The organism is Roseobacter sp. CCS2 (genome assembly GCF_000169435.1).
Classification (GTDB): domain Bacteria; phylum Pseudomonadota; class Alphaproteobacteria; order Rhodobacterales; family Rhodobacteraceae; genus Yoonia.
Map to the genome: position 1 here is coordinate 30,342 of NZ_AAYB01000009.1, position 23,583 is coordinate 53,924.

At 56.9% G+C, this 23,583-nt stretch carries 23 protein-coding genes and 1 tRNA gene; 7 read left to right on the forward strand and 17 right to left on the reverse strand.

The window, feature by feature from the left end:
• Positions 1-148: 148 nt before the first annotated feature.
• Positions 149-790 carry a nucleoside/nucleotide kinase family protein gene (locus tag RCCS2_RS17140; RefSeq protein ID WP_008236648.1) on the forward strand — a complete coding sequence of 214 codons (642 nt, stop codon included), beginning with the start codon at positions 149-151 and terminating at the stop codon, positions 788-790.
• Here RCCS2_RS17140 and RCCS2_RS17145 read toward each other — a convergent pair.
• The 4 genes from RCCS2_RS17145 to RCCS2_RS17160 all read right to left on the reverse strand — a co-directional run bounded on the left by RCCS2_RS17145 (position 787) and on the right by RCCS2_RS17160 (position 4,432).
• Complete coding sequence (locus RCCS2_RS17145) at positions 787-2,097, reverse strand: TRAP transporter large permease (RefSeq protein WP_008236650.1); 1,311 nt, start codon at positions 2,095-2,097, stop codon at positions 787-789. The two genes, RCCS2_RS17140 and RCCS2_RS17145, sit on opposite strands and share 4 nt — an antisense overlap.
• A complete protein-coding gene (locus tag RCCS2_RS17150) occupies positions 2,094-2,597 on the reverse strand; it encodes a TRAP transporter small permease (RefSeq protein ID WP_232204300.1) in 504 nt (167 codons plus the stop codon). The genes RCCS2_RS17145 and RCCS2_RS17150 overlap by 4 nt, the downstream gene beginning before the upstream one ends.
• A 45-nt stretch (positions 2,598-2,642) precedes the next feature.
• Entirely contained in the window at positions 2,643-3,674 is a 1,032-nt protein-coding gene (locus RCCS2_RS17155; protein WP_008236653.1) for a TRAP transporter substrate-binding protein, read from the reverse strand.
• Between the two features lie 71 nt (positions 3,675-3,745).
• On the reverse strand, positions 3,746-4,432 hold the full coding sequence (locus RCCS2_RS17160; protein WP_008236655.1) for a fumarylacetoacetate hydrolase family protein: 687 nt from the start codon (positions 4,430-4,432) through the stop codon (positions 3,746-3,748).
• 123 nt (positions 4,433-4,555) lie between these two features.
• Here RCCS2_RS17160 and RCCS2_RS17165 point away from each other — a divergent pair, with 123 nt between their 5' ends.
• Genes RCCS2_RS17165 through RCCS2_RS17180 form a run of 4 tightly spaced genes read left to right on the forward strand, consistent with a single transcriptional unit; the run spans position 4,556 to position 8,432 of the window.
• Complete coding sequence (locus RCCS2_RS17165) at positions 4,556-5,179, forward strand: paraquat-inducible protein A (protein WP_008236657.1); 624 nt, start codon at positions 4,556-4,558, stop codon at positions 5,177-5,179.
• Entirely contained in the window at positions 5,149-5,781 is a 633-nt protein-coding gene (locus tag RCCS2_RS17170) for a paraquat-inducible protein A (protein WP_008236659.1), read from the forward strand. Before RCCS2_RS17165 ends, RCCS2_RS17170 begins: the two co-directional genes overlap by 31 nt.
• Positions 5,778-7,871 (forward strand): PqiB family protein, encoded by a 2,094-nt coding sequence (locus RCCS2_RS17175; RefSeq protein ID WP_008236661.1) that lies wholly within the window; start codon positions 5,778-5,780, stop codon positions 7,869-7,871. Before RCCS2_RS17170 ends, RCCS2_RS17175 begins: the two co-directional genes overlap by 4 nt.
• 3 nt (positions 7,872-7,874) lie before the next feature.
• Positions 7,875-8,432 (forward strand): PqiC family protein, encoded by a 558-nt coding sequence (locus RCCS2_RS17180; protein WP_008236663.1) that lies wholly within the window; start codon positions 7,875-7,877, stop codon positions 8,430-8,432.
• On the opposite strand, the gene RCCS2_RS17185 is transcribed toward RCCS2_RS17180, so the two are convergent.
• From RCCS2_RS17185 to RCCS2_RS17210, 6 genes are all read right to left on the reverse strand, one after another.
• Positions 8,429-9,268, reverse strand: a complete 840-nt coding sequence (locus RCCS2_RS17185) for a metal ABC transporter permease (protein ID WP_008236665.1) — start codon at positions 9,266-9,268, stop codon at positions 8,429-8,431. The genes RCCS2_RS17180 and RCCS2_RS17185 overlap by 4 nt on opposite strands.
• Entirely contained in the window at positions 9,268-10,122 is an 855-nt protein-coding gene (locus RCCS2_RS17190; RefSeq protein WP_008236667.1) for a metal ABC transporter permease, read from the reverse strand. Before RCCS2_RS17190 ends, RCCS2_RS17185 begins: the two co-directional genes overlap by 1 nt.
• Positions 10,122-10,982, reverse strand: coding sequence for a manganese/iron ABC transporter ATP-binding protein (locus RCCS2_RS17195; protein WP_008236669.1), 861 nt, complete (start codon positions 10,980-10,982; stop codon positions 10,122-10,124). Before RCCS2_RS17195 ends, RCCS2_RS17190 begins: the two co-directional genes overlap by 1 nt.
• Positions 10,979-11,869, reverse strand: a complete 891-nt coding sequence (locus tag RCCS2_RS17200; RefSeq protein ID WP_008236672.1) for a metal ABC transporter substrate-binding protein — start codon at positions 11,867-11,869, stop codon at positions 10,979-10,981. The genes RCCS2_RS17195 and RCCS2_RS17200 overlap by 4 nt, the downstream gene beginning before the upstream one ends.
• Before the next feature lie 159 nt (positions 11,870-12,028).
• Positions 12,029-15,193 (reverse strand): efflux RND transporter permease subunit, encoded by a 3,165-nt coding sequence (locus RCCS2_RS17205; RefSeq protein WP_008236675.1) that lies wholly within the window; start codon positions 15,191-15,193, stop codon positions 12,029-12,031.
• Positions 15,193-16,293, reverse strand: coding sequence for an efflux RND transporter periplasmic adaptor subunit (locus RCCS2_RS17210; RefSeq protein WP_008236682.1), 1,101 nt, complete (start codon positions 16,291-16,293; stop codon positions 15,193-15,195). Before RCCS2_RS17210 ends, RCCS2_RS17205 begins: the two co-directional genes overlap by 1 nt.
• Positions 16,294-16,497: 204 nt before the next feature.
• On the opposite strand from RCCS2_RS17210, the gene RCCS2_RS17215 reads away from it, so the two are divergent.
• Positions 16,498-16,785, forward strand: coding sequence for a DUF1330 domain-containing protein (locus RCCS2_RS17215; RefSeq protein ID WP_008236684.1), 288 nt, complete (start codon positions 16,498-16,500; stop codon positions 16,783-16,785).
• On the opposite strand, the gene RCCS2_RS17220 is transcribed toward RCCS2_RS17215, so the two are convergent.
• From RCCS2_RS17220 to RCCS2_RS17250, 7 genes are all read right to left on the reverse strand, one after another.
• The gene (locus tag RCCS2_RS17220) at positions 16,782-17,711 is read right to left on the reverse strand and encodes an AEC family transporter (protein ID WP_008236686.1); all 930 of its coding nucleotides are present in this window, start codon (positions 17,709-17,711) and stop codon (positions 16,782-16,784) included. The two genes, RCCS2_RS17215 and RCCS2_RS17220, sit on opposite strands and share 4 nt — an antisense overlap.
• A 12-nt stretch (positions 17,712-17,723) precedes the next feature.
• Entirely contained in the window at positions 17,724-18,527 is an 804-nt protein-coding gene (locus RCCS2_RS17225) for an MBL fold metallo-hydrolase (RefSeq protein WP_008236687.1), read from the reverse strand.
• Positions 18,524-19,312, reverse strand: coding sequence for a TatD family hydrolase (locus RCCS2_RS17230; protein ID WP_008236689.1), 789 nt, complete (start codon positions 19,310-19,312; stop codon positions 18,524-18,526). Before RCCS2_RS17230 ends, RCCS2_RS17225 begins: the two co-directional genes overlap by 4 nt.
• Before the next feature lie 10 nt (positions 19,313-19,322).
• A complete protein-coding gene (locus RCCS2_RS17235) occupies positions 19,323-20,429 on the reverse strand; it encodes a DNA polymerase III subunit delta' (protein WP_008236691.1) in 1,107 nt (368 codons plus the stop codon).
• Positions 20,426-21,034: a dTMP kinase gene (gene tmk / locus RCCS2_RS17240; protein WP_008236698.1), complete on the reverse strand. Its 609-nt coding sequence runs from the start codon at positions 21,032-21,034 to the stop codon at positions 20,426-20,428. Before tmk ends, RCCS2_RS17235 begins: the two co-directional genes overlap by 4 nt.
• Complete coding sequence (locus tag RCCS2_RS17245) at positions 21,031-22,179, reverse strand: D-alanyl-D-alanine carboxypeptidase family protein (protein WP_008236699.1); 1,149 nt, start codon at positions 22,177-22,179, stop codon at positions 21,031-21,033. The genes tmk and RCCS2_RS17245 overlap by 4 nt, the downstream gene beginning before the upstream one ends.
• A gap of 61 nt (positions 22,180-22,240) precedes the next feature.
• Positions 22,241-23,197, reverse strand: a complete 957-nt coding sequence (locus RCCS2_RS17250) for an SPOR domain-containing protein (RefSeq protein ID WP_037294494.1) — start codon at positions 23,195-23,197, stop codon at positions 22,241-22,243.
• A 246-nt stretch (positions 23,198-23,443) separates the two neighbouring features.
• On the opposite strand from RCCS2_RS17250, the gene RCCS2_RS17255 reads away from it, so the two are divergent.
• Positions 23,444-23,533: transfer RNA gene (locus RCCS2_RS17255), tRNA-Ser, on the forward strand.
• The last annotated feature ends 50 nt before the right edge of the window (positions 23,534-23,583 follow it).

Genomic DNA, 23,583 nt, shown 5'->3' on the forward strand with positions numbered 1-23,583 from the left:
AACCCGCAATCGCCACTTTTCTTGGCAAGGCACTGTTGCAACCTTCGGCATTTGACCGCTTCGGTTGCAGAAATGTGTCGCGTCGGGGGCTTACACGCGCTAGGATTTCATAAAACAGGGGCAAACCCTGAAACCAGAGGCAGATGCAGTGAACACCCTGACCGCACATACCAACACGCTGGCAGAGCGTGTCTTGGCCAAAGAGAGCGACCGCATGTTGGTGGCGATAACCGGCGCGCCAGGCTGTGGAAAATCCACCCTGGCCAGCGAACTGGCCCGCCGTTTGAATGCCCAAGGACGCAAGGCGATTGTGGTCCCGATGGACGGGTTTCACCTTGATAACATGATCTTGGAAGCGCGCGGTTTGCGCCCCCGTAAAGGCGCGCCTGAAACCTTTGATGCACCCGGCTTTCTGCGTTTGATCCATGCGTTGAAAACAGGGGAAGAGGTGTTTGCCCCCTCTTTTGACCGGACCCGTGATCTGGCGATTGCGGGGTCGGTTGCGGTGCCTGCGGCGACCAAAGTGGTGATTGTCGAAGGCAATTACCTGATGTTTGATGAACCCCCTTGGTCCGCACTTGCCGGCCTTTGGGACCTGTCTGTGCGTGTGAATGTCCCGATGCCGGAACTGCGCGCCCGGTTAATCCACCGCTGGCTAAGCCTGAATTATTCCTCTGCTGTTGCGACCCGCCGTGCCGAAGGCAACGATATCCCCAATGCGCAACGGGTCATCGACCGCGCCTTGCCCTGCGACGTTGATCTGAATGGCGAACCGGCCCGAAGCAGCTAGACGAAGACCAGCGTGATTGCCGGGAACATCAGCAAGATGAAAACGCGCACAACGTCTGAGCCCACAAAAAACAGTACTGATTTATAGGTCGCTGTCATCGGCGTTTCTTTGTCCATGCTGTTGATGATGAACAGGTTCATGCCCACCGGCGGCGTGATCAAGCCCACCTCAACCACGATCAGCACCATGATCCCGAACCAGATCGCCAGTTCTTCCGTGGTCATTCCAAAATCAAGGCCGGATATCACCGGCCAGAAGATCGGCACAGTCAGCAGGATCATCGACAAGCTGTCCATCAGGCAGCCAAGGATCAGGTAAAACACAAGGATCAGCACCATGACCATCCATGGGCTGAACCCTTGCATGGTCACCCACGCGGAGAGTTCTTGTGGCACTTGCGTCAGCGCAAGGAACCCGTTGTAAAACCCTGCCCCCAACACGATGAAAAAGATCATGCCAGTGCCTGTCGCGGTCTCAGTTATGCTTTGACGAAAGACTTGCCAATTGAGTGACCCAGAGAAAAGCGCGATCAGGCCAGTGCCCATCGCACCGACAGCGGCCCCTTCGGTTGGTGTGAACCAACCGTTGTAAATGCCGCCCACAACCAGCCCGAAGACGATCAGCACGGGCCAGACGGCACCCAGCGCCTTGATGCGTTCAGCATGGGGCATGCGCGCTCGCGTGCCTGCTTGGTCTGGGTAAAGGCGCACGTAGATGGCGATTGTTAGCATGTAACCAAGGGCGGCAAGGATACCGGGGATGAACGCAGCAGCAAAGAGTTTCGCGATATTTTGTTCGGTCAGGATGGCGTAGATCACCAAGATTACCGAAGGCGGGATCAGGATGCCCAATGTGCCCCCCGCTGCAAGCGTCGCCGTCGAGAACCCGCCGGAATAGCCGTATCTGCGCAGTTCCGGCAGGGCAACCTTGCTCATGGTGGCCGCAGTTGCCAGCGACGACCCGCAGATGGCCCCGAACCCCGCGCACGCACCCACGGATGCCATCGCCATGCCACCTTTGCGGTGGCCCAGCCATGCCTCTGCCGCTTTGAACAGGGACCGCGACATGCCGGAATAGGTCGCAAATTGTCCCATGAGCAAGAACATCGGAATGATGGATAGATTATAGCTTGAGAAGGTTGAAAACACCTCGGACTTTAGCCGCGCCATAAAGACGGTTGTGCCGTCCGTTGCCAGCCATAGCCCGCCAATCCCGCAAAGCAGCATGGCAAGCCCGATAGGTGCGCGCAGGAAGATCAGCAGCAAAAGGACGGGAAACGACAGATAGCCCAGCGCAAGATCAGTCATAGGATACGCTGACCTGTCAGGCGCATGGCAGCACAATAGATGCTGACGATGCTGGCTGTGATCGCCGCGATCAGGCTGGCGGCATAAGCCCACCAGATCGGAAATTGGATCAGATAGGTTGTCTCGCCATAGCGCATTTTATCCTGCATGCCGACAAACAGCCGCCATGTGATCAGCACGATGATCGCGGCCATCACCACACTCCAAAATTTACCCAAGGCGCGGTCTGCCTTGTTACCCATGCCTTTGGAAAAGACGTCAACCTTGGCATGCGCACCGCTGAGTTGCGTCAGTGGCAGGAACGCGAAAATGGCAAAGGCAACCCCCGCTTCAACCAGTTCAAAATCACCCAGGATAGGACCGACACCAAGGTCGATCAGCCAATCCCCAAGGCTGCGTAGCGCACCGGAATAAGCAAGATCGCTCAGTTCACGCCCACTGACACTTACACAAACCATAAGCACCAAAAGACAAAGCACGCCCCCCCCGAGCAATGCCATGACGTGCGCAAGTTTCTGGATCGCGGTGTGCAGCACGTCCTTGCCCTAGTTGCCTGTGTTGTTCGCGGCGATCAAGGCCACGGCATCATCGTAAATGCCCTGCCCGTCCAGGCCCGCCGCCGTCGCTTCGGCAATCCAATTGTCGATTGTCGGCTGGCCTGCCGTGCGCCACGCAGCAACTTTGGTCTTATCAAGCGTAATAATGTTGTTGCCCGCCTCGTCGGCCAAGGCCCGGCCCGGCGCATCGTATTCCTGCATCGTACGTCCTGCAAAAGCCGAGAATTCGAGGCCGGAATTCGCGTCGATCACAGCCTGCAAATCAGCCGGCAACGCATCATAGGCGTCGTGATTCATCGCCATGATGAAGGCAAGCGTGTAAAGTGCATCACCGGGAAATTCAGTGTGATGGCTGACCAACTCCTGCACTTTGAGCGCTGGAACGACCTCCCAAGGGATCACCGCGCCATCAATGACCCCGCGTGACAAAGATTCAGGCACGGCTGGGACTGGCATGCCAACCGCCGTCGCGCCCAATTGTGTAAAAAGCGTCGTCGTTGTCCGTGTTGGCGCACGTAGTTTCAACCCGCGCAGATCTGCGATATCTATGATCGGTCTGTTGGCATGGATCACGCCGGGGCCATGCACCCAAAGGCCCAGCGGTTTGAAATCAGCAAAATCCGTGTCAAACATGCGCGCTTCGGCCAATTCCCAGAACGCACGCGAGGTCGCTTCGGCATCGGGTGAAATGAACGGCAACTCAAACACTTCCAACTGCGGGAAACGGCCCGGTGTATACCCAGCGACGGTCCAGACGATATCGGCCACACCGTCGATTGCCTGATCAATCAGTTGCGGCGGCGTGCCGCCCAGCTGCATGGAAGGGAACCGGTCGATCTTGATCCGGCCATTGCTGTCCGCCTCTACGTTGTTGGCCCAGACATCAAGGATATGTGCTGGCACATTGGCTTGCGCCGGCAGGAACTGATGCAGGCGCAAGGTCACCTCTTGGGCCAGTGCAGCCGTCGAAAAGCTGACAGCGACAACGGCGCCCAGCAAGACGCGGCGGGTGAGTGTCATGATCTTTCTCCATAAGGCAAAAATTCAACAGCATCTTCGGCGGAAACCCCGCCGCTACAAGGCGTATTCAATCAGATGATCGTCGTCTCAACTGCGGCGAAATCGCCAATTGTGCCGCGTAATACGTCACCTTTTGCCACAGCGCCAACGCCTGCGGGCGTGCCTGTCATGATCAGATCACCGGGATGCAGGGTGTAAAGCGTTGAAAGGTCGGTAATAACCTCTGGGATCGACCAGACCATATCGGACAGTTTGGCCTGTTGGCGGGTTTCGCCGTTTACGTCCAGTTTGATCGCCAGATGTCCGATATCTGCGGTATCCGCCTTTGGCGTCAGCGGTGCGATAATCGCGGCGTTGTCAAAGTCCTTGCCGGTATCCCAAGGACGACGCTTTTCTTTGGCCGCCGCCTGAAGATCGCGGCGCGTCATATCCAAACCGCAGCCATAGCCAAAGACCACATTCATGGCGTCCGCCTTGGCGATGTTTTTTGCTGTTTCGCTGATAGCAACAACCAACTCCATCTCGTGATGCAGGTCTTGCGTCCGGGGCGGGTATGGCATGTTTTGGCCTGAAAGCAGCACCGCATGCGCGGATTTGGTAAAATAGAACGGCGCTTCACGGTCAACCTCGTGGCCCATTTCAGCCGCGTGATCGGCATAGTTGCGGCCTACGCAAAAGATACGTCCAACGGGAAAACTGCCGCCCCCTTGCACAGGAATGACGGGTGTTGGACGTGGTGGGAAAATCGTGTCTGTCATGGTTCTCTCTACGCGTTGCGTTGAAGTGGGCGTGGCCATAGCATATCTGATACCAACGCGATAACCTCGCGATATCTGTGGGGCAAGTCCCATTGATGGCTAGGAGCCTGAACCCGCGTGACAATGCACACAACGCCACTTGACGATCTGATCGCCTGCCCGCAGTGCGACACGCTGCATGTGGCAAGCGCGTTGCCGGACAATGTGCGCGCGCATTGCCAGCAATGCGGGATCGTTTTGGTAACGTCACAACCGGCGGCAATGGCCCGTATCCTTAGCCTTGCCCTGACCGCCTTTATCATGATGATCGCTGCTGTCAGTTTCCCGTTTTTGACGCTGGATGCAGGTGGGTTGCGCAACGCAACCTCGGTGATTGATGCGGTATTGGCGTTCAACGATGGCTATGCCTTTCCGCTGGCCGTTGCGGTTGCCTTCTTTATCGTGGTCATCCCGCTCATGCGACTTAGCGCGCTGATCTATGCCCTTGGTCCGCTGGTGCGCGAGCAAAAACCGCGACGGGGCGCGCGCAAGGCCTTTGCCTTGGCCGAACGCTTACGACCCTGGAGCATGGCAGAAATTTTTGTCGTAGGCGTGACCGTCGCCTTGATTAAGGTGGCAGGTCTTGCCGCCGTCACAATTGGCCCTGCATTCTGGGCCTTCGCAGGGGTGGTTGTGATTACCGTCCTCAAAGATCAACTTATTTGCAGGTATTCAATTTGGGAAGCGCTGGACAAAGCCACAAACTGATCACAGCGCGCGACGCCGGACTGGTGGCCTGTCAGCAATGCGGACAGGTGCATGCCATGGGTGCACAGGTCTGCAAACGGTGTGAAGGGCGGCTGCAAAGCCGTGATACTGAAAGCCTGCAAAAGGTTTGGGCATGGCTGATTGCGGGGATAATCGCCTATATTCCAGCCAATATCTATCCGATGCTGCTAACCTCAACCTTGGTGGAACGGTCGGAAAGCACGATCATCGGCGGCGTGGTCGAGTTGTTCGAACACGGCTCTTGGGGGATTGCGACCATCGTTTTTGCGGCCTCGGTGATGATCCCGGTGGGGAAGTTCGTGGCCATCATCTATCTGGCGATCAGTGTGCAACGGCGATCCAATGCAAACCAACACGAGCGGCACAAGGCCTATGAGGTCGTTGAATTCATTGGACGCTGGTCCATGATCGACGTCTTTGTCGTTGCAATCCTGTCGGCACTGGTGCAACTCGATACTATTGCAACAGTGAACCCCGGCATTGCGGCTGTCAGCTTTGCTTTGTCGGTAATTTTTACCATGCTATCGGCGCAAGCCTTTGACTCCCGTTTGATTTGGGATGCAGCCAGGACCCAAGAATGAGCGATACAAATGACACTGGCCCCGCGCCCTTCGATGTAAGGCCCGTCAAGAAACGGATCTGGCAACGCCTGTCGCTTGTCTGGCTGGTGCCGTTGGTGGCACTCGGTATCTCGCTTTGGGCTGCGTGGCAAAGCTATGCAGATCGTGGCGCGCTGATCACCATCAGTTTTGAAAACGCCGCAGGCATCAGCGCTGGCGAGACGACGATCAAATATCGCGATGTAACGATCGGTGAAGTTGAAGACGTGGAATTTTCTGAAGGGCTGACAGATGTCTTGGTCCATGCGCGTGTGAACAAGACGGTGGCGCCCTTTCTGGACGATGATGCACAGTTCTGGGTCGTGCGCCCGGATGTGTCGGTGCGTGGCATCACAGGGTTGGAAACGGTTTTATCCGGTGTCTTTATCGAGGGCAACTGGGACACGGATGCAGATGTGGCCCAAACCCAATTCATCGGTCTGGAACAACCGATCCTGACCCGCGCCGGCCAACGTGGCACGCGTGTTGTTTTGCGCGCTGACGATGGCGGCAGCATCGCCGCTGGCGCACCCATCCTGCACAAGGGCATTCAGGTTGGGTATCTGGAAGAACCGGAACTGTCCTTTAACGGCCGTCAGGTTGTCGTAAATGCCTTTGTCGAAAGCCCTTACGACAGGCGCATCACCAGCAGCACCCGGTTTTGGGACACCTCTGGTTTTAGTTTGTCATTTGGTGCCGGTGGCGTGTCATTAGACGTCAGTTCACTGGCCTCAGTGATCGAAGGCGGCATCGCTTTTGATACGGTTGTTTCTGGTGGCAACCCGATCAACGACGGGCACCGCTTTGATATTTTCCCAAGCGAGGAAACGGCGCGCGACAGCCTCTTTACCGATCCCAACGCCGAAGTGCTGGAAGTCGCCGTGTTGTTCGAACAATCTGTCAGCGGTTTGGCCGAAGGCTCTGAAGTGCGTTTTCAGGGCATTCGTATCGGCGAGGTCAGCAATCTGAATGCGATTGTTGTGGGGGAAGGTGATAACGCACAGGTGCGCTTGCAAGCCGTGCTTGCTGTGGAACCGTCCCGATTAGGCATGGGTCCTGACGCGACGACAGATGATGCATTGGCGCTGCTGTCTGATTTTGTCACACGCGGTCTGCGGGCACGTATGGTGACTGGCAATATTCTGGCCGGAACACTGTTTGTAGAGCTGGTCGAGGTCGAAGATGCCCTGCCTGCGATCATGAACCTTACATCCGGTGATTTCCCGGTTATTCCGACAACGGATTCAGACATATCAGATGTGGCCGCCACTGCAGAAGGTCTGCTGGCCCGTATCAACGCGCTTCCCGTAGAAGAGTTGATGGACGGTGCGATTGACATGATGGATAGTTTTGAACGGCTAGCAAACGATGAATATACGCGGGCCACACCAGCGGCCTTGGTGGCGTTATTGGACGAATCGCGTGAATTGATCAATTCCGAAGATATGCGGGCGATCCCCAGGGATTTCCGGAATGTCATCGGCGATTTGGACAGCCTGATCGCCGAAGCAGACGAAGCCGGCCTTGTCGCAGATCTTGATGCAGCCGTCGCATCAGCCGCGCAGGTTGCTACCAATATTGAGGCTGCGACCCAAAACCTGCCGCAGATCACCGCAAATATCGAAACCTTCACCGCACGCGCGAATGCACTGGAACTCGAAGCGTTGGTGACATCCGCCACTGCATCGCTTGACGCGATTGACGCCTTTCTTGGTACAGAAGATGCGGCGGCCTTCCCCGCCGAAGCAAATGCGGCGTTGTCCACCATGCGCGCTTTGCTTGATGAAGTGCGCGAAGGCGGTGCCGTCGCAAACGTCAACGCGGCCCTTGCATCGGCCAATGAGGCCGCCCGCGCGGTCGAAGAGGCCGTCAGCACCCTACCCGCTTTGGCCGCACGCGCCAACGAACTGGTCGCACAGACCGAAACAGTTGTGAACAGCTATGGCGAACGGTCGCGCTTCAGCGCCGAAACACTGGCCACTTTGCGCGATATTCAGGAAGCATCCGATGCGATTTCGTCACTGGCGCGCGCAATTGAACGTAACCCCAATTCCTTGTTGATCGGACGGTAAATCATGTTTTCACGTCTTCTGGTTCTTGCAGTCACCGCATTTGCCGCCTGTGCGCCACTTGCAGATCGGGTTGCACTGACCCCGGTGTCATCGTCGCTTGAGTTACGCCCCTTAGTGGGCAGTGCAATGGTGCGCACTGTATCATTGCCCACCTATGCCGCGGTTGAAGAAATCGCCTTTGAAACGACGCAAGGCCGCATCATGATTCGCGAAGATGTGCTGTGGGCGGATGAGCCTGAGCGCGCGGTGACCTTGATCCTGACACGCACGCTCAGCGATATTTTGAATACCGACGTGGGCCCCGATCCGTGGCCTTTTGTGGGCTTGCCGGACGTGTCTGTCGATATCCGGGTGTCGCGCATGTTAGGCGGGACCGATGGCACGTTTGAGCTGAACGGTCAGTTCTTTGTCGCCAGCGAAGCGATCACGTTCCGCGACAGCAGCCATATTTTTGAGATATCAGAGCCGATGGCCGACGCATCAGTTGACAGTATATCAGCCGCGCAATCAGCGGCATTGCTGAAACTGGCCGAACAGATCGCAGCGACACTCGGGCGTTAGGTCTTGGCAGTTATGTTTGTCGCCCGCCGCGTCATGATGTTGGCGCGAATGAAGGCCGCAATGAAGATCGCGGTAAGCACCAGAATAATCGTTGGCGCTGGGGCGCTATCGATAAAAAAGCTCAGGTAGACACCGGAAAAGCCGGATACCATCGTCACACCCACCGCAATAGGCAGCATCAGTGCAAAGCGCTTGGTCAGCAGAAATGCAATCGCACCCGGTGCGATCAACAAGCCGATGGCCAGGATAATCCCGACGGCAGCCAAGGTTGCCACAATCGTCAGCGAAATCAGCGCCAGCAAGCCGTAGTGCAGCCAACCCACACGCAACCCAACAGCTTGCGCCTGTACAGGGTCAAACGCGTGCAGCATGAAATCACGCTGTTTGGCCAGCACGACAAGCGCCACCAACGCCGCAATCACACCTGCTGTCAGCAAATCTTGGGAATTGACACCCAGCATATTCCCAAACAAAATATGGTCGAGATGCACATCTGTGGTGATCTTGGTGTAAAGTACCAGCCCAAATCCAAACATCCCTGAAAACACAATCCCCATGATCGTGTCCTGTTTCACCCGACTATTGGCGGCCAGAAATCCGGTACTCAGCGCGCAGAACATGCCCGCCACGAAAGCCCCGATGATCAATGGGATGTTCAGCAGGAATGCAATCACGATCCCGGGCAGCACCGCGTGGCTGATCGCATCGCCCATCAGCGACCAACCCTTGAGGACCAGATAGCAGGACAGCAGGCTGGTTGGCACGGCAATGATCGCCATGATCAGGAAAGCATTGTTCATAAAAGCGAACTGGAAGGGGAACAAAAGCGTTTCCATCAGTTCGCCTCTAACACCGCAGCCGCCCGGCGGCGCGCGGCCAGATAGCCGTGTTTAGGTGCGAAGAAAAACGCGGTCAGAAAGATCAACGTTTGCAGTGAGACGATGATACCGCCGGTCGCGCCATCGGCGAAGTAGCTAAGGTAGGCGCCCACAAAACTGGTCCCTGCCCCGATAGTGACACTTAGCACCAATAACTTGGGAAAACGGTCGGTCAGCAAATAGGCCGTCGCACCCGGTGTGACGACCATGGCAATGACAAGGAAGGCCCCGACGGTTTGCAAAGCCGCAACGCAGGACGCTGACAGCAAGGTAAAGAAGACGATCCGCAAGATGTCAGGACGCAGCCCAATCGACCGCGCGTGGTTTTCATCAAAGAAAGTGACCATCAGATCCTTCCATTTGGCCAGCAGCACCGCCAGCGTAACGAACCCGATAATCGCCAGTTGCAGCGTATCGGATGGTGTGATCGCAAGGATGTTGCCCAAGGTGATGGTCTGCACACTGACAGACGTCGGTGACAGGGACACCATGAACAGGCCCAAGCCGAAGAACGATGTGAAGATCAGACCAATGATCGTGTCCTCTTTCAGCCCCGACCGTTGATTAAGGAACAGCATCGCCCCTGCCGCCAATCCGCCAGCCGCAAAAGCGCCCAGTGCGAAAGGCAAGCCGAGCATGTAAGCGCCTGCAACGCCCGGCACGATAGAGTGGCTGAGCGCGTCACCAATCAGCGACCATCCTTTCAGCATCAGATACGCCGACAGGAATGCACACACACCACCCACCAAGGCGCTGACCCACATGGCGTTGAACATGTAGGCATAGCTGAAAGGTTCCAGCAGCCAATCCATTAAAGCGGCTCTTTTTCTTTGTCTTTGGTGTCGTTGCCATAGACGACAAAAGGTCGCTCATCATCGGTAATCACGCGGATCTGGCGGCTGTCATCGTCATCATGCAAATCGGACCCACCCAGCACGAAATGGCGCAGGACACCGCCAAAGGCGAGTTCAAGGTTTTCGCGGGTGAACGTCTCTTCTGTCAGACCGTAGGCCAGCACCGTTTCTTTGACGAGGACGGTCCGGTCGCAAAATTCAGGCACAGATCCCAGGTTATGTGTCGAGACCAAGATCACCCGTCCTTCATCGCGCAAGTCGCGCAGCAACGCGACAATGGCATCTTCGGTTTGCACATCGACGCCAGTAAAGGGTTCATCCAGCAAGATCACCTGACCCTCTTGTGCTAAGGCGCGCGCCAGAAAAACGCGCTTGCGCTGACCGCCCGAAAGCTCGCCAATCTGGCGGTCCCGAAATTCAGTCATGTTGACGCGGTCCAACGCATCGGTCACTGCCGCGTGATCGGCCTGTTTGGGGCGGCGGAAGAACCCCATGTGCCCGTAACGGCCCATCATCACCAGGTCTTCAACCAGCACCGGGAAGGTCCAATCGACCTCTTCGGACTGCGGGACGTAGGCGACAATGTTTTGGCGCAAAGCCTCGCTTACCGGCATGCCCAGCACCGAAATCTCGCCTTTGGCGGCGGGCACAAAACCCATAATCGCCTTAAACAGCGTGGATTTCCCGGCACCATTCACACCGACAAGGGCCGTGATGGTCCCTGTTGGTATTTCAAAGCTAGCGCCACGCAATGCCGTGTGACCATTGCGATACGTCACGGTCACATCGTGCGAGATGATGCCGGGGGTTTCGCTCATTCCGTCAGACCTGCTGCAATGGTTTCCGTGGTGACGCGCAACAGATCAAGGTAGGTCGGCACAGGGCCATCCGCCGCGGTCAGGCTGTCAACATAAAGAACGCCTGCATATTCGGCATCTGTTTCACGAGCGACCTGTTCAGCCGGTGCTTGGCTGACTGTACTTTCACAGAACACCGCAGGGATGTCATTGTCGCGCACCGTATCAATCACGCGGCGCACCTGTTGCGGGGTGCCTTGGCTGTCAGCGTTGATTGGCCAAAGATACAGTTCCTGCATTTCAAAATCACGGGCCAGATAGCTGAACGCCCCTTCGCAGCTGACCAGCCAGCGCTGGTCGGCAGGCACGGCAAGGATTTGTTCACGCAAAGGCGCAAGAGTCGCCGTAATCTCGGCCTTATAGGCCGCGGCATTCGCTTCATAGATTGCGGCGTTATTGGGGTCGTGTTCGACAAAAGCGTCGCGGATATTGTCGACATAGATCAGCGCGCTCTCAAGGCTCATCCACGCGTGCGGGTTGGGTTTTCCATCGTATTCACCTGATGAGATGCTCATCGGGGCGATGCCTTCAGACAGGGTCGCACTGGGTACATCGGATAGATTGCCAAAGAACTGTTCAAACCACAATTCCAGGTTCAGCCCATTCCACAAGATCAGGTCTGCATCTTGCGCGCGGATAATATCGCGCGGGGTTGGCTGATAGCCGTGTATCTCGGCCCCGGCTTTCGTGATGCTTTCAACAATAGCCGCATCACCAGCCACGTTTTGGGCCATATCGGCGATCACGGTAAAGGTGGTAACGGCTTTGAATTTGTCGTCATCCGCCACCGCGGCAGTGGACAAAAGGGTCGCAAAAGCTGCGGTAGAGAGGCATTTCATCATCTTCATTCAAGTGTCCTTTCGAAAGAAGGGTGTCAATCAAAAAGCTGCTTATGCGACTTATTCGCAATTGTAAATCTAAATGAGAATTATTCTCAAAGTCTCACAGGATGTTGAATTTGATCAAAAAATGCGGTCCGGCAAATCCCTTGACCGAACCGCAAGTGTTCATTCAGCAGGTGCCACCGCGCCAAGCGTCTCTTCCTTCGGCTCTGGCTTGCGCAATACAAGGCGCAACAAAGGCGGCACGGTCAAAAGCGTCAGAAACGCAGACATCGACAGCCCGCCAACAACCACAGCACCCAACCCCCGATACAGCTCTGATCCTTCGCCGGGGAAGACGACCAAGGGCAGCATGCCGCACACACTGGTCAGTGTGGACATGAAAATCGGCCTGATCCGGTTGCGCGTCGCCTCTTCGATCGCATCGACCGGGTCCATCCCTTCGTCGCGCAGGTGAAACAGCGTTTGGTGCACGATCAGGATTGCATTGTTCACCACAATCCCCACCAAGATAACGAACCCAAGCAGGGTGAGCATATCCATGGGTTGCGTCTGATATAGGTTCAGCACCGCCAGCCCCCCGACCCCACCAGCGGCGGCAACGGGAACCGCGATCATAATCACCAGTGGCAGCACAAAGCTTTCAAACAAGATCGCCATCACAAGAAATACGATGATCAGCGCCACGACCAGATTAATCTGAATGGCGGACCATGTCTGACTAAGCTGATCGGCGGTGCCCGATACGCTAAGCCGGATATCATTGGGGATACCTTGTTCTTCAAGGACGGCGACGACCTGTGTCTCCAACAATTCAACCGCTTGTTCCAGCGGCAAGTTATCCGCAGGCCGCACCTCAAGCGTGACGGTGCGCAGCCGTTCGCGGTGCCTGATTTCAGTCGGACCCGCGGTGAGCATGACATCCGCCAACGCCGACACCGGCACAATTTGGCCATTGGGTGTCACGACCGGATAATTGCCCACATCTTGCGTGCGCGCGGCCTCATTGATGGATGGATCGCCTTTCAGCACCAGATCAACCCGTTCAGCGCCCACCGTGATTTCGGCCACACGCAGCCCGTCGTTGAACGCGTCCACCGTGGCGGCAAGCGCGGAACTGTCCAGCCCTGCATCAGCAAGGCGCAACCGGTCCGGGATCAAACGGACCTCTGGCGCACCCAGTTCAAGCCCCGGAATAGGGCGGAACTGGTGTCCTTCGGACCGGGGCAAGAGGCCTGAGACAATGCCAGCGGCACGGCCCGCAACGCCTAGAATGTCCTCAAGCTCTTGTCCCGATACGTTCAATTCAATCGTGCGGCCCCCGCCGACACCGCGCCCAAACAGCGATGGCTGGGTCATAAACCCGAAGGTGCCGGGTTCGGCAAAGATTGGCTGGCTTAGAACCGGGATCAATTCACCCGCCCGCTGGCTGTCCACCGCCCCTGCCCCGACAAACGAATTGCCGGGCGTGGCCACAAAGAAAAAGCTATCAATCGTTGGAATACCATCCGCAGTTTCGGTTTCAGGTGCAGCGTCCCACAACGGGGCGGCCACATTTTCGATCCGCTGGGCAATCGTTTCCGTGGTATCAAGGTTATAACCCGGAGGCGGAATAATCAGGCCGAAGACAAGGTTCCGGTTCCCCTCTGGCAGGTATTCAAGGCGCGGCAGGAACGTCCAACTGGCGACAGCCGCCCCGCCTGCGATAACAGCGACCATCAAGATGCCAATCGTTCGAAAGCGCACTGTCATACGCACATAGGCCATCACCAATTCGCGAAAGCCCCGCGCAAGGTGGTCAATACCCCAAATGCCAATCGCCTTTTGATCGTCGCGCCGCAACAGGCGGCTGGCAAGAGCCGGGATCACCGTGACAGCGACCACCAGCGACAACAGGACCGAAACTGAAATCGCCACGGCGATATCGCGGAACAACTGGCCCGCCTCAAGCTGCATGATCAGGATGGGCACAAAGACCAGAACGGTTGTCAGCGCTGACACCAGGATCGCACCCCAAACCTGCTTGGCCCCCAGATACGCCGCCTCGCGCCGGGAATATCCCTTTTCGCGTAATCGGTAGATATTTTCGAGCACAACAATCGCCGCATCGACAATCATGCCGACCGCAAAAGCGATACCCGCCAATGAGATCACATTAAGCGTGCGTCCTGTCGCGGCCATTACAACAAAAGTCGCCACAATAGAAACAGGAATGGAAAGCGAGATGATCACAACCGCGCGTGGTGATCGCAGAAACAGCATCAGGATTAGGGCCGCCAACGCACCGCCGATGTAGATATTCTGTGTGACAAGGTCGATGGCGCCTTCGATATAGATCGTTTCATCATACACCTGATCCATGATCAGGCCCTGATCGGCCACCGGCCCTGCTTGCAGGTCGGCCAGCATAGCACGGAATTCTTCCATCACGGTGATCACATTCGCACCGGATTCGCGCACCACATTAAAGGCCAACCCCGGCTCGCCTTTGAACCGCAACCGCGCGGTTGCTTCTTTATATTCAAACGCCACATCAGCCACATCGCTGACCCGCACCCGCCCTGTTCCGCCATTCGTGGCGTCAGAGCGCAGCACGACATTGCGGATCGCTTCTTCGGTGTTCAGGTTACTTTCGGTTCGCACCACGTAGCGACGTTTGCCTTCGTCCACGTCGCCTGCGGAAATAGAAATATTTTCGGCGCGCAAACGTTGCACCACTTCTGGCACTGTCAGACCAAATCGCGACAGGCGTTGCGGATCAACCACAACCTGCAATTCGCGTGTCACCCCGCCAAAGACATTGACTGCGGCCACGCCGGGAATGCGTTCAACCCGGTCTTTGACGATATCCTCTAGAAAATCCCCGTAGGATGGGATCGATCGCGTGTTTCCTTCGGCTGCGGTGATCAGCACCCACGCAATAGGGCTGTCATCCGCGCCAGAGGTATTCAGCGTTGGTTCATTCGCCTCTGCCGGATAGCCGCCAACACGGTCCAAACGGTTGGATACCAGCAAAAGCGATTGGCTCATATCGGTGCCGATTGCGAATTCCAGCGTGACCTCGGCCTCGCCTGTGCGCGACCGCGATGTCATGATTTCCAGACCATCAAGGCCGCGCAGGGTTTCTTCTTGCGGGTTCACGATCTCTCGCTCAATTTCCGATGGGGCCGCGCCCGGCCAACTGGTTGAGATCACGACGATGGGTTTGCGCACGTCCGGGGCCAGTTGGATTGGAATTTGTGTCAGAGCCAGCGCACCAAACAGCACCGCCATCAAAACGGCCGCGATGACGGCGACGGGGCGCTCGATGGAATACCGGATGAAATCCATCAGTTTGTCTCCAACAGATTGGCTGTGATTGCCTGACCGGGGCGCAACCGTTCATTGCCCCGCACAACAACAAGATCACCCGGCGCAAGCCCACTTACCACCTCATAGCGGTCGCCTAATGGAACGCCCAATGTCACCGGACGCGGCTGTGCCTGATCGTCGGCGGCAACAAAGACGGTCCAGCCGCCACGCCCTTGCACCAGCGCGTCCTTGGGGACCGACAATACCTCGCGGGCCTCGCCCACCGGGATTTCCACGGTCAAAGATTGGCCAACGGCTGCTGTGCTAAGATCAGACAATGCGGGCGCCGAAAACAGGACGGCCCGCGTGCGCGTGGACGGGTTTTCAATGGGCAGTACGGCGCGCAACTGCAACGTCAACTCTGTGCCAAATTCAGTGCTTGCTGTCACCATCTGGCCCGGTGAAAGAAACGAGGTATAGCGTGACGGGACGTTGGCCTGCACCTCAAATGCGTCGGTATCCAGCAGACGCACAACTGGGGTGCCTGCCTGAATGAATGCACCGGGGATGGTGTTCACTTCCAAAACGACGCCGGAAAATGGCGCGCGGATCTTGCTGCGCTCAAGCTGGTATCGCGTTTCAGCCAGCCGCGATTGCGCGCTTTTCTCGCGTGCTTGTGCTTCGACGAACTGCGCTTCGGCCTCCAGAAAATCTGCTTGTGCGTCGTCGAACCGGCCTTGGCTGAAGGATGACCCGCCGCGCAGCGCTTCAATCCGGTCCAGACCGATGCGCGCCCGATCTACGCGGGCGCGTGCCGTTTCAATACCAGCCGCTGCTTCGGCCAATTGCGCCTCTGACTGCGCCACCTGGATCGTGAGCAAATCATCGTTCAGCTCAACCAGCAGATCACCTTCGGCAACCCGCGATCCGGCAAGAACAATCACTCTTTCCACGTTGCCCGCAACGCGGCCTGCCACATTGCCGTCACGTGCGGTTGTCACCTCGGCAAAAACCGGCACCGTTTCGGCCAATGCGCGCATCTCTACCTCTTGCACGCCCACGCCCGCAGCACGGCCTTGTGCCATGGAAATGGTGGCAAAGAAGGTTAACAAAACCGCAAAAAGACCAAGAAAGCGCATCGCTCTACTCCGTTATAGGCTGACGCTAAGGTAGCTTGGTGGGCGCAAAGTCAACGAAACCAATGACAATGGGGCGGCCTTCATCACAAGATCACGGCGATTGCCTAAGCTTTGGGCAATCGTTTGGTTGCGCGCCAGCTCTTGCCTTTCACACACCGTCACGCAAGCTTGGCTGATGAAACGCGCATCTGAAGGACTGAACCAATGCCCAAGGGTTATATCATCGGCCATATCACCGTGAACAAAGCGGAGGCGTATCAAGAGTATATCGTACGCGACACCCCAATCATCGAAAGCTATGGCGGGCGACCATTGGTGCGCGGCGGCGTATCGGAAGAACCCGAGGGGCCGCAATTTGCCCGCCACGTCATCTTTGAATTCGATGATTTCGCGCAGGCCAAGGCGCTGTACAACGATCCTGAATATCAAAAGGCCGCCCAAATTCGCCGCGATAACGCATCAAGCATGATTGTTTTGGTTGAGGGCGTTTAGGGCAGCACAGCCAGCCACAACCACACCGTCAAGATTGACAGCCCCGTCGCCACCAACACCGACGATGCCGCAACCCTGCGCGCTTTGCCGTACATATTTGCAAAAACGTAGGCGTTGATCCCCGGTGCCATCGCTGAGGTCAGGATCGCAGACCGCAACGCGCCATCTGACAGATCGTTCGCCTGAGCCAGCCACCACACCAGCGCTGGCTGCAGAACCAGTGAAACCGCAACCACAAATAGGATTGTGCGCATATCGCCCTCTGGTCGATACCGGTAAAGCACGCCACCCAGCCCAAAAAGCGCGGCAGGTAGTGCCGCCCGCACCATCAGGTCAACCGCATCGGTGAATACAACAGGCAATGGAATGCCACCAAGGTTCACCACAAATCCAAGGCTGATCCCGACAATCAGGGCATTATGGAACATCGCGTTCAGCACTTTGCCCGGCAGGGCCGCGATACCGCCACTGTGATTGCGCACGATCTCCATCGCGGTGATGCCGACCAAATAGCAAAACGGCGAATGGATCGCGATAATGGCATAGTTGGCTTCAAGCGCGCTGACGCCATAGGCGCGTTCCGTGATCGGTAGCCCCAAAAGCAGTGAGTTGGCGAAAAGGCAGCAAAACCCGATGGCGACGCTATCTTCCCAATCGCGGTTGAACAGATACCGCCCGCCCAGCAAGCCAACGACAAAACAGGCAAATGCAGCAGTATAATAACTGCCCAGCAGTGCCACATCAAAGTTCTGTTCCAGATCAAGGGTCGAAATCGCCCGGAACAGCAGGCAAGGAATGGCAAACCCTTGGGTGAACTTCATCAACCCATCAACACCTGCATCGCTGAAGTACCCTTTCCAGACAGCGATATAGCCGAAACCGATGACCAGAAAGACCGGCAAAATGACATCGATGAGCGCGGCCATTGCGGCTCCTTCTTAGGGTGCAGGCACCGAGATGGTCATTCCATCAAAGGCAGGCGCGATATGATCGGGCGTTTCTGCGGCGACGGTCGCATAGTCCAAATCATTGTGCATGTTGGTCAGGATCGCGCGCTTCGGCGCGACCTTGGCAATCCAGTCCAGTGTTTTGGCCAAATGCGCATGGGTCGGGTGCGGATCACGGCGCAGCGCATCGACGATCCAGATATCGAGGTTTTCGAGGGTCGGCCAAACATCGTCCGGTATGTCCGAGACATCCGGCAGATACGCGACGTCACCTATCCTGAACCCCAGCGCCTCGATGCTGCCGTGATCGACTTCAAAAGGACGCAGAACAATATCGCCACCGGCCCCGCCGATCGTGATATCGCCCTTGATCGCGTTCAGCTCGCAGATTGGCGGATAGGACGATCCTTTGGGCTGCACAAAGGCATAACCAAACCGCCCTAAAAGGTCGTTGCTGGTATCCCCATCAGCCCAGACCTGTAGGCGCGCACGCATGTTGAAAACGATCATGCGCAGGTCATCAAGACCATGCACATGGTCTGCATGGCTGTGCGTATAGACGACGGCATCCAGCGTACCGATTTCTGCCTCCAAAAGCTGGGCGCGCATATCGGGTGATGTATCAATCAGGACCCGTGTCACCTGATCGCCGCGGGTGCGTGTGACCAGCAGCGAACACCGTGTGCGTCGGTTTTTGGGATTGGTGGGATCGCACGCGCCCCAAAGCCCCCCCAGACGCGGCACACCACCCGATGACCCGCATCCGAGAATCCGAAAATGAAGCTCATCACTCATGCGGCCGCTTTCCAGAACAGGCGGTCAAAGTTGGCTGTCGTTTGCTTGGCGAAGTCTTCATAAGACAGGCCAAAGACCTCTGCCCCTACCTTCGCGGTATGGGCGGTGTATGCGGGTTCATTGCGCTTGCCCCGGAAAGGCGGCGGCGCAAGATAGGGGCTGTCGGTTTCAACAAGCACCCGGTCAACCGGTGCCGTCGCGAAGATGTCGCGCAATTCCTGGCTTTTGGGGAATGCGGCAATGCCGGACATGGACAGATAAAAATCCATTTCCAACGCTGCTTTCGCCAAGGCGGTACTGCTTGAAAAACAGTGCATCACACAAGTGTAGGCGCCCTTGTCGTATTCTTCGCGCAAAATACGCGCCATGTCATCGTCCGCGGCACGCGCGTGAATGATCAACGGCAGCTTCGTCTCGCGTGCTGCGGCGATATGGACGCGCAAGGATTGTTGTTGGATATCAGCGCTTTCGGCGGTGTAGTGATAGTCAAGACCAGTTTCACCAATGCCCACAAACTTGGGATGCTCTGCCAAGGCGATGAGTTCATCAAGGGTGGCCAGCGGTTCGTCCGCTGCACTCATCGGATGCGTACCCGCAGCGTAGAAAACCGGATCATAGGTTTCGGCAATCGCCCGTACCTGCGGTTCCAACCGCAGCTTGGTGCAGATCGTCACCATCCGCGTCACGCCTGCATCAATCGCGCGCGCAATCAGGGCGTCCCGCTCACCATCGAAGTCAGGGAAATCAAGGTGGCAGTGGCTGTCAACGATACTTGCTTGGGTCATGTCACGGCTTTCAGGCGACGGCGGTCCCTTGTGCCGTCTCTTCAATCTTGAAAATCATATCAAGGATCAATGCGGCAGGGTCAAGGTTCACTGCGCGACCATGCCGTGATCGGTCTGTCAAATCCTGCTGCAACTGCGCCCAGTTGCGGGCTGCACGATCATCTGGCGAAATGCGTGTCAGCAACCGTGCCTCGCCCGGCGCACCTTGGGCAGAGGGTTCACCCAAAAGCCCTGCACGGGCCGCACGCGACAAGAAAAGATCAATCAAATCAAGGGTCATACCAAAGCGCACTTCGTTTGCCTTACCCACGCATCCGTCCGCAAGGCGCAATGCTGACGGCCGATCAAGGCGCGGTATCTTATCGAAGATTTTAATCAGCTCAGCATAAAGCGCCAAACCATCGTGGTTCAAAAGCCGGATTGCATCACCGGCAGAGCCACCGGCCAATGCGGCAAGGCTATCTGACTGTTCCGACGGGTGCCCGGCCTGCGTCAACGCACGTTGCAAATCATCTGCGTTCAAACGCGCGCATCGCAATTCGCGACAGCGCGAACGAATTGTGGGCAGCAAGCGCGACGGCTGATGTGCAATCAGCAAAATTGTGCAATTTGCCGGCGGCTCTTCAAGCTCTTTCAGGATTGCATTTGCCGCATTGCGGTTCAACTCGTCCGCGGCATCAACGATCACGACGCGCCGCCCACCATCTGCCGCTGACATCTGGAAAAAGCTTTTTAGACTGCGGACCGCATCAACTGTAATTTCAGATTTTAGCTTTTTGGTTTTCTCATCCCAGGGGCGGCGGATCAATGACAGCCGGGGATGCGCGCCCGACTGGATCAGTCGCGCGTCTGGATGTTCGGGATCAACGTCCAGTGAAGGGTCACCAAACAATCCAGCCTCTGGGTTTGACAAAAGAAATGTGGCGATTTTCCACGCCAGCGTCGCCTTGCCTACCCCGCGTGGCCCGGTGATCAGCCAGCCTGAATGGAGCCGCCCTGCCCCGAACGCATCAAGGAAATCCGCTTGCGCCTTATCTTGCCCAAATAGCTGTCTGGTCTCGCGTGGGTGCGGTGCACCTGCGATCTGATCTGGCTGTGGGATATCGTCGTCGCTCATGCGTAAGCTGCGATTTCGCTGGCGATCTGATCTGGCGTGCGGTTGCCATCAATCAGGACACATCGCTTGGGATGATCATGGGCCAACGCCAGAAAGCCGTGGCGCAGCGTTTCCTGAAAACCAAGGCCAAAGTCCTCGAACCGGTCTTCGCCTGATTTGCGTGCCAATCCGCGTTCCAGCGCGGTGGCCGGATCCATATCAATGATAAATGTCAGATCCGGCTCACGTGCGATCATCAGACGATGCAGACTGTCCACCATGGCGCGCAGATCGCCACGGGTCGCACCCTGATAAACGCGTGTGCTGTCAGCAAAACGATCCGAGATCACGGTTTTCCCAGCCGTTAAGGCCGGTTCAATCGTCTTTTCCAGATGGTCACGGCGGGATGCGGTGAACAGCAAAATCTCTGTCTCGGGGGACCAACGATCAGGATCGCCAGTCAAAACCAGCTGGCGAATTTCCTCAGCACCTGGGCTGCCACCCGGTTCACGGGTCAGAACGACATCGCCGCCTTGCGCGCGCAGATGGTCGGCAAAGCGGCGGGATTGCGTCGATTTACCGGACCCGTCGATGCCCTCGAACGTAATAAAGCGGGGCTTGTTCATGCCTCTTCCGGCACCTCATCCCCGCTGCCGGGACCGAATTTTTGCCACAAGACCAAGGCCGCCGTGCGCATCCGCGTGGCAAAACCACCGCGTGCGACATCCGCTTCGGCGACCAATGGAATACGTTTTTCAGGCAACTCATCAAGGCTGATCACCAACTCACCCAACTGCTGACCGGCTGTAATTGGCGCTTCGATTGGCCCGTCATAGACAACCTCTGCTTCAATATCGCCTTGGTTCAAGACAGGAACAAGAAGCGAAAAATCATCCGCCACCGTCAACCCAATGGTTGGCAATTCACCCATCCAAACATCTGCCGACGCGATGCGTGTTCCGGCTTCGGCCACTTCTTTCTGGGCAAATTGACGAAAAGCCCAGTTAATGATCTTTGCGGATTCTTCAGAGCGTTCCTGACGGCTGTCCAATCCGGTGATCACAAAAATGATGCGCCTGTCGTCCTGTTTTGCAGACCCGACAAGCCCAAAACCTGCTTCTTCAGTGTGACCCGTCTTAAGCCCATCCGCCCCGATGCCCATTGACAAAACCGGATTGCGGTTGCGCGAATTTGACGGAACGCGGCCATCAAAGGGAAACTCTGTCTCGGCAAAAAGCGGATAGAATGTTGGGAAATCAGTGATCAGGCGATTGGCAAGAATGCCAAGATCTTCCATCGACATGCGATGCCCGGCGGCAGGCCAACCGCTTGAATTGACGAAGGTCGAATTCATCATACCCATCTGACGCGCACGATCTGTCATCATCCGGGCAAAGCCGGACTCAGTGCCATCAGGCGACAGCGCTTCGGCCAAAACGACGCTGGCGTCATTGCCAGACACCACGATCACGCCACGCAACAAATCCTCGACCGAAACCCGGTCGGTTGTGTCCAGAAACATCGAAGAGCCGCCAAAGCTGGCAGCGTGGCTGGAAACGGCAAGCTCTTCGTTGATATCAAGCCGCCCGTCGGCTACGGCCTCGAACGCCATGTAGATTGTCATCAGCTTGGACATAGAGGCAGGCGGCAAAGGCGTATCAGCGTTTTTCGACAACAGCACCGTGCCAGTAGTCTGATCATAGATGTAGGCGGCGGTGGCGTTGGTTTCAAACGCCGCAGCCCAGCCCGGGGCGAAAGCCAAAGAGGCCATCACTGCCAAACGGCCCAGTCGTCTCAATCGCAACATCATGGCTGTCCTTTCCGCCTTTAGGCTACTGTGCATCTTCCAAGACGAAAGCATCGACAAAGCCCAAACCCTTGAGGCGCGCAATATCACCAGTATCGGTCAATGGGCCTGCGGTCACACGCCAAACGGTACGGCCACCCAATTCTTGCGGGGTGACAACGGCATCAATACCAGCGTCCGTAATCGTGCTTGCGGCCTGATTTGCGTTGGCTTCAACGCTGTAGATACCGATCTGCGCGTTGCTGCCATCGGGCAGCGGCGACGTGGCAGCCAGCACAGCAGAGACATCAATTGCATCTGCGGTTTCAGTCGCGACCTCTGCTGCGGCAGTGGCAGTTGCTTCGACAGCTGTCGTTGCGGCCTCAACCGCGGCGGGCAGCACCACAGCGGCGGCCACAGCGCCATTGGCTGTGTCATCTTCACCCGCGGCCTGATCTGCTGGTTCCAAAGGTGCTTCTGCGACGGCAACCGGATTTTCAAGACTGGCCACAACCGGGTTCTCTGGCTCTTCCACCTCAACCTCTTCGCGGCGAAGCACAACAACCTCAAGCCGGGTTGGTGCGCCGGGCAAAAGCCCCAGCGCTTCGGCGGCATCCGACGACACCTGCAACAGCGGGCCCGGATTTTCACGTTCGCGGCGGAACAATGCGCCGATTATCTCTTCCCCGCTGTCAGTGTTGCGGATCACGACCCGTTCGGGGTCGGTCACTTCGGGGTGCGCCACCCAAACGCCACCAAGCGACGGGCGCCCGTCCCAAAGGCCCGTGTCCGTGATGGCAAAAATATCGGGACGTTCAACATCAATATCGCGTTGCGGGCGTTGATTAAGCGCGTTGGCGGGCAAGGGCGCCTGCGCTGTGGCGTCTTGTGCGCCGGGGAATGCAAATTCACCGTTTTCATCGCAAGCGGCCAATCCCATCGCACCCACCACTGCCAACGAGAGTGGCCACCTCTTGGCATTCAAAATTCTTAAGCCCGTCATATTTTGCCCCTCTTTTGCCCGCAACCTTGTGCGCGCCTTTGCTGTTATTCAGCCCTGTTTGTTGCCGCTCTACACCCGTTTCTCGGGCCTTGCCGCGCGGCCAAGAATATGTCCGATGCGACGGTTTGCGAAACGATAGCGTTTGATCGCACAATTTGAAAGAGTCTGAAGAAATTTGTCGGCGGATTTCCCCAAACTGTGAACGTGCTTTTCGAATCAGAAACGAACAGCTAACAGAGCCGTGTCGGAGGAGTGGCAGAGTGGTCGAATGCACCGGTCTTGAAAACCGACGTAGGTGAAAGTCTACCGTGGGTTCGAATCCCACCTCCTCCGCCACTGTAACTTCCCTTAAAATTTAATGGGATTGGTGGTTTTTGACCCGGCTT

Coding starts and splice junctions, on each gene's coding strand:
- tmk (WP_008236698.1), bottom strand. CDS start 21,034: ATGAACAAGCCCCGCTTTATTACGTTCGAGGGCATCGACGGGTCCGGT.
- RCCS2_RS17205 (WP_008236675.1), bottom strand. CDS start 15,193: ATGGATTTCATCCGGTATTCCATCGAGCGCCCCGTCGCCGTCATCGCG.
- RCCS2_RS17200 (WP_008236672.1), bottom strand. CDS start 11,869: ATGAAGATGATGAAATGCCTCTCTACCGCAGCTTTTGCGACCCTTTTG.
- RCCS2_RS17180 (WP_008236663.1), top strand. CDS start 7,875: ATGTTTTCACGTCTTCTGGTTCTTGCAGTCACCGCATTTGCCGCCTGT.
- RCCS2_RS17160 (WP_008236655.1), bottom strand. CDS start 4,432: ATGACAGACACGATTTTCCCACCACGTCCAACACCCGTCATTCCTGTG.
- RCCS2_RS17225 (WP_008236687.1), bottom strand. CDS start 18,527: ATGAGTGATGAGCTTCATTTTCGGATTCTCGGATGCGGGTCATCGGGT.
- RCCS2_RS17185 (WP_008236665.1), bottom strand. CDS start 9,268: ATGGAAACGCTTTTGTTCCCCTTCCAGTTCGCTTTTATGAACAATGCT.
- RCCS2_RS17230 (WP_008236689.1), bottom strand. CDS start 19,312: ATGACCCAAGCAAGTATCGTTGACAGCCACTGCCACCTTGATTTCCCT.
- RCCS2_RS17190 (WP_008236667.1), bottom strand. CDS start 10,122: ATGGATTGGCTGCTGGAACCTTTCAGCTATGCCTACATGTTCAACGCC.
- RCCS2_RS17155 (WP_008236653.1), bottom strand. CDS start 3,674: ATGACACTCACCCGCCGCGTCTTGCTGGGCGCCGTTGTCGCTGTCAGC.
- RCCS2_RS17235 (WP_008236691.1), bottom strand. CDS start 20,429: ATGAGCGACGACGATATCCCACAGCCAGATCAGATCGCAGGTGCACCG.
- RCCS2_RS17150 (WP_232204300.1), bottom strand. CDS start 2,597: ATGGCATTGCTCGGGGGGGGCGTGCTTTGTCTTTTGGTGCTTATGGTT.
- RCCS2_RS17165 (WP_008236657.1), top strand. CDS start 4,556: ATGCACACAACGCCACTTGACGATCTGATCGCCTGCCCGCAGTGCGAC.
- RCCS2_RS17220 (WP_008236686.1), bottom strand. CDS start 17,711: ATGGCCGCGCTCATCGATGTCATTTTGCCGGTCTTTCTGGTCATCGGT.
- RCCS2_RS17245 (WP_008236699.1), bottom strand. CDS start 22,179: ATGGCCTCTTTGGCTTTCGCCCCGGGCTGGGCTGCGGCGTTTGAAACC.
- RCCS2_RS17215 (WP_008236684.1), top strand. CDS start 16,498: ATGCCCAAGGGTTATATCATCGGCCATATCACCGTGAACAAAGCGGAG.
- RCCS2_RS17210 (WP_008236682.1), bottom strand. CDS start 16,293: ATGCGCTTTCTTGGTCTTTTTGCGGTTTTGTTAACCTTCTTTGCCACC.
- RCCS2_RS17175 (WP_008236661.1), top strand. CDS start 5,778: ATGAGCGATACAAATGACACTGGCCCCGCGCCCTTCGATGTAAGGCCC.
- RCCS2_RS17145 (WP_008236650.1), bottom strand. CDS start 2,097: ATGACTGATCTTGCGCTGGGCTATCTGTCGTTTCCCGTCCTTTTGCTG.
- RCCS2_RS17195 (WP_008236669.1), bottom strand. CDS start 10,982: ATGAGCGAAACCCCCGGCATCATCTCGCACGATGTGACCGTGACGTAT.
- RCCS2_RS17250 (WP_037294494.1), bottom strand. CDS start 23,197: ATGACGGGCTTAAGAATTTTGAATGCCAAGAGGTGGCCACTCTCGTTG.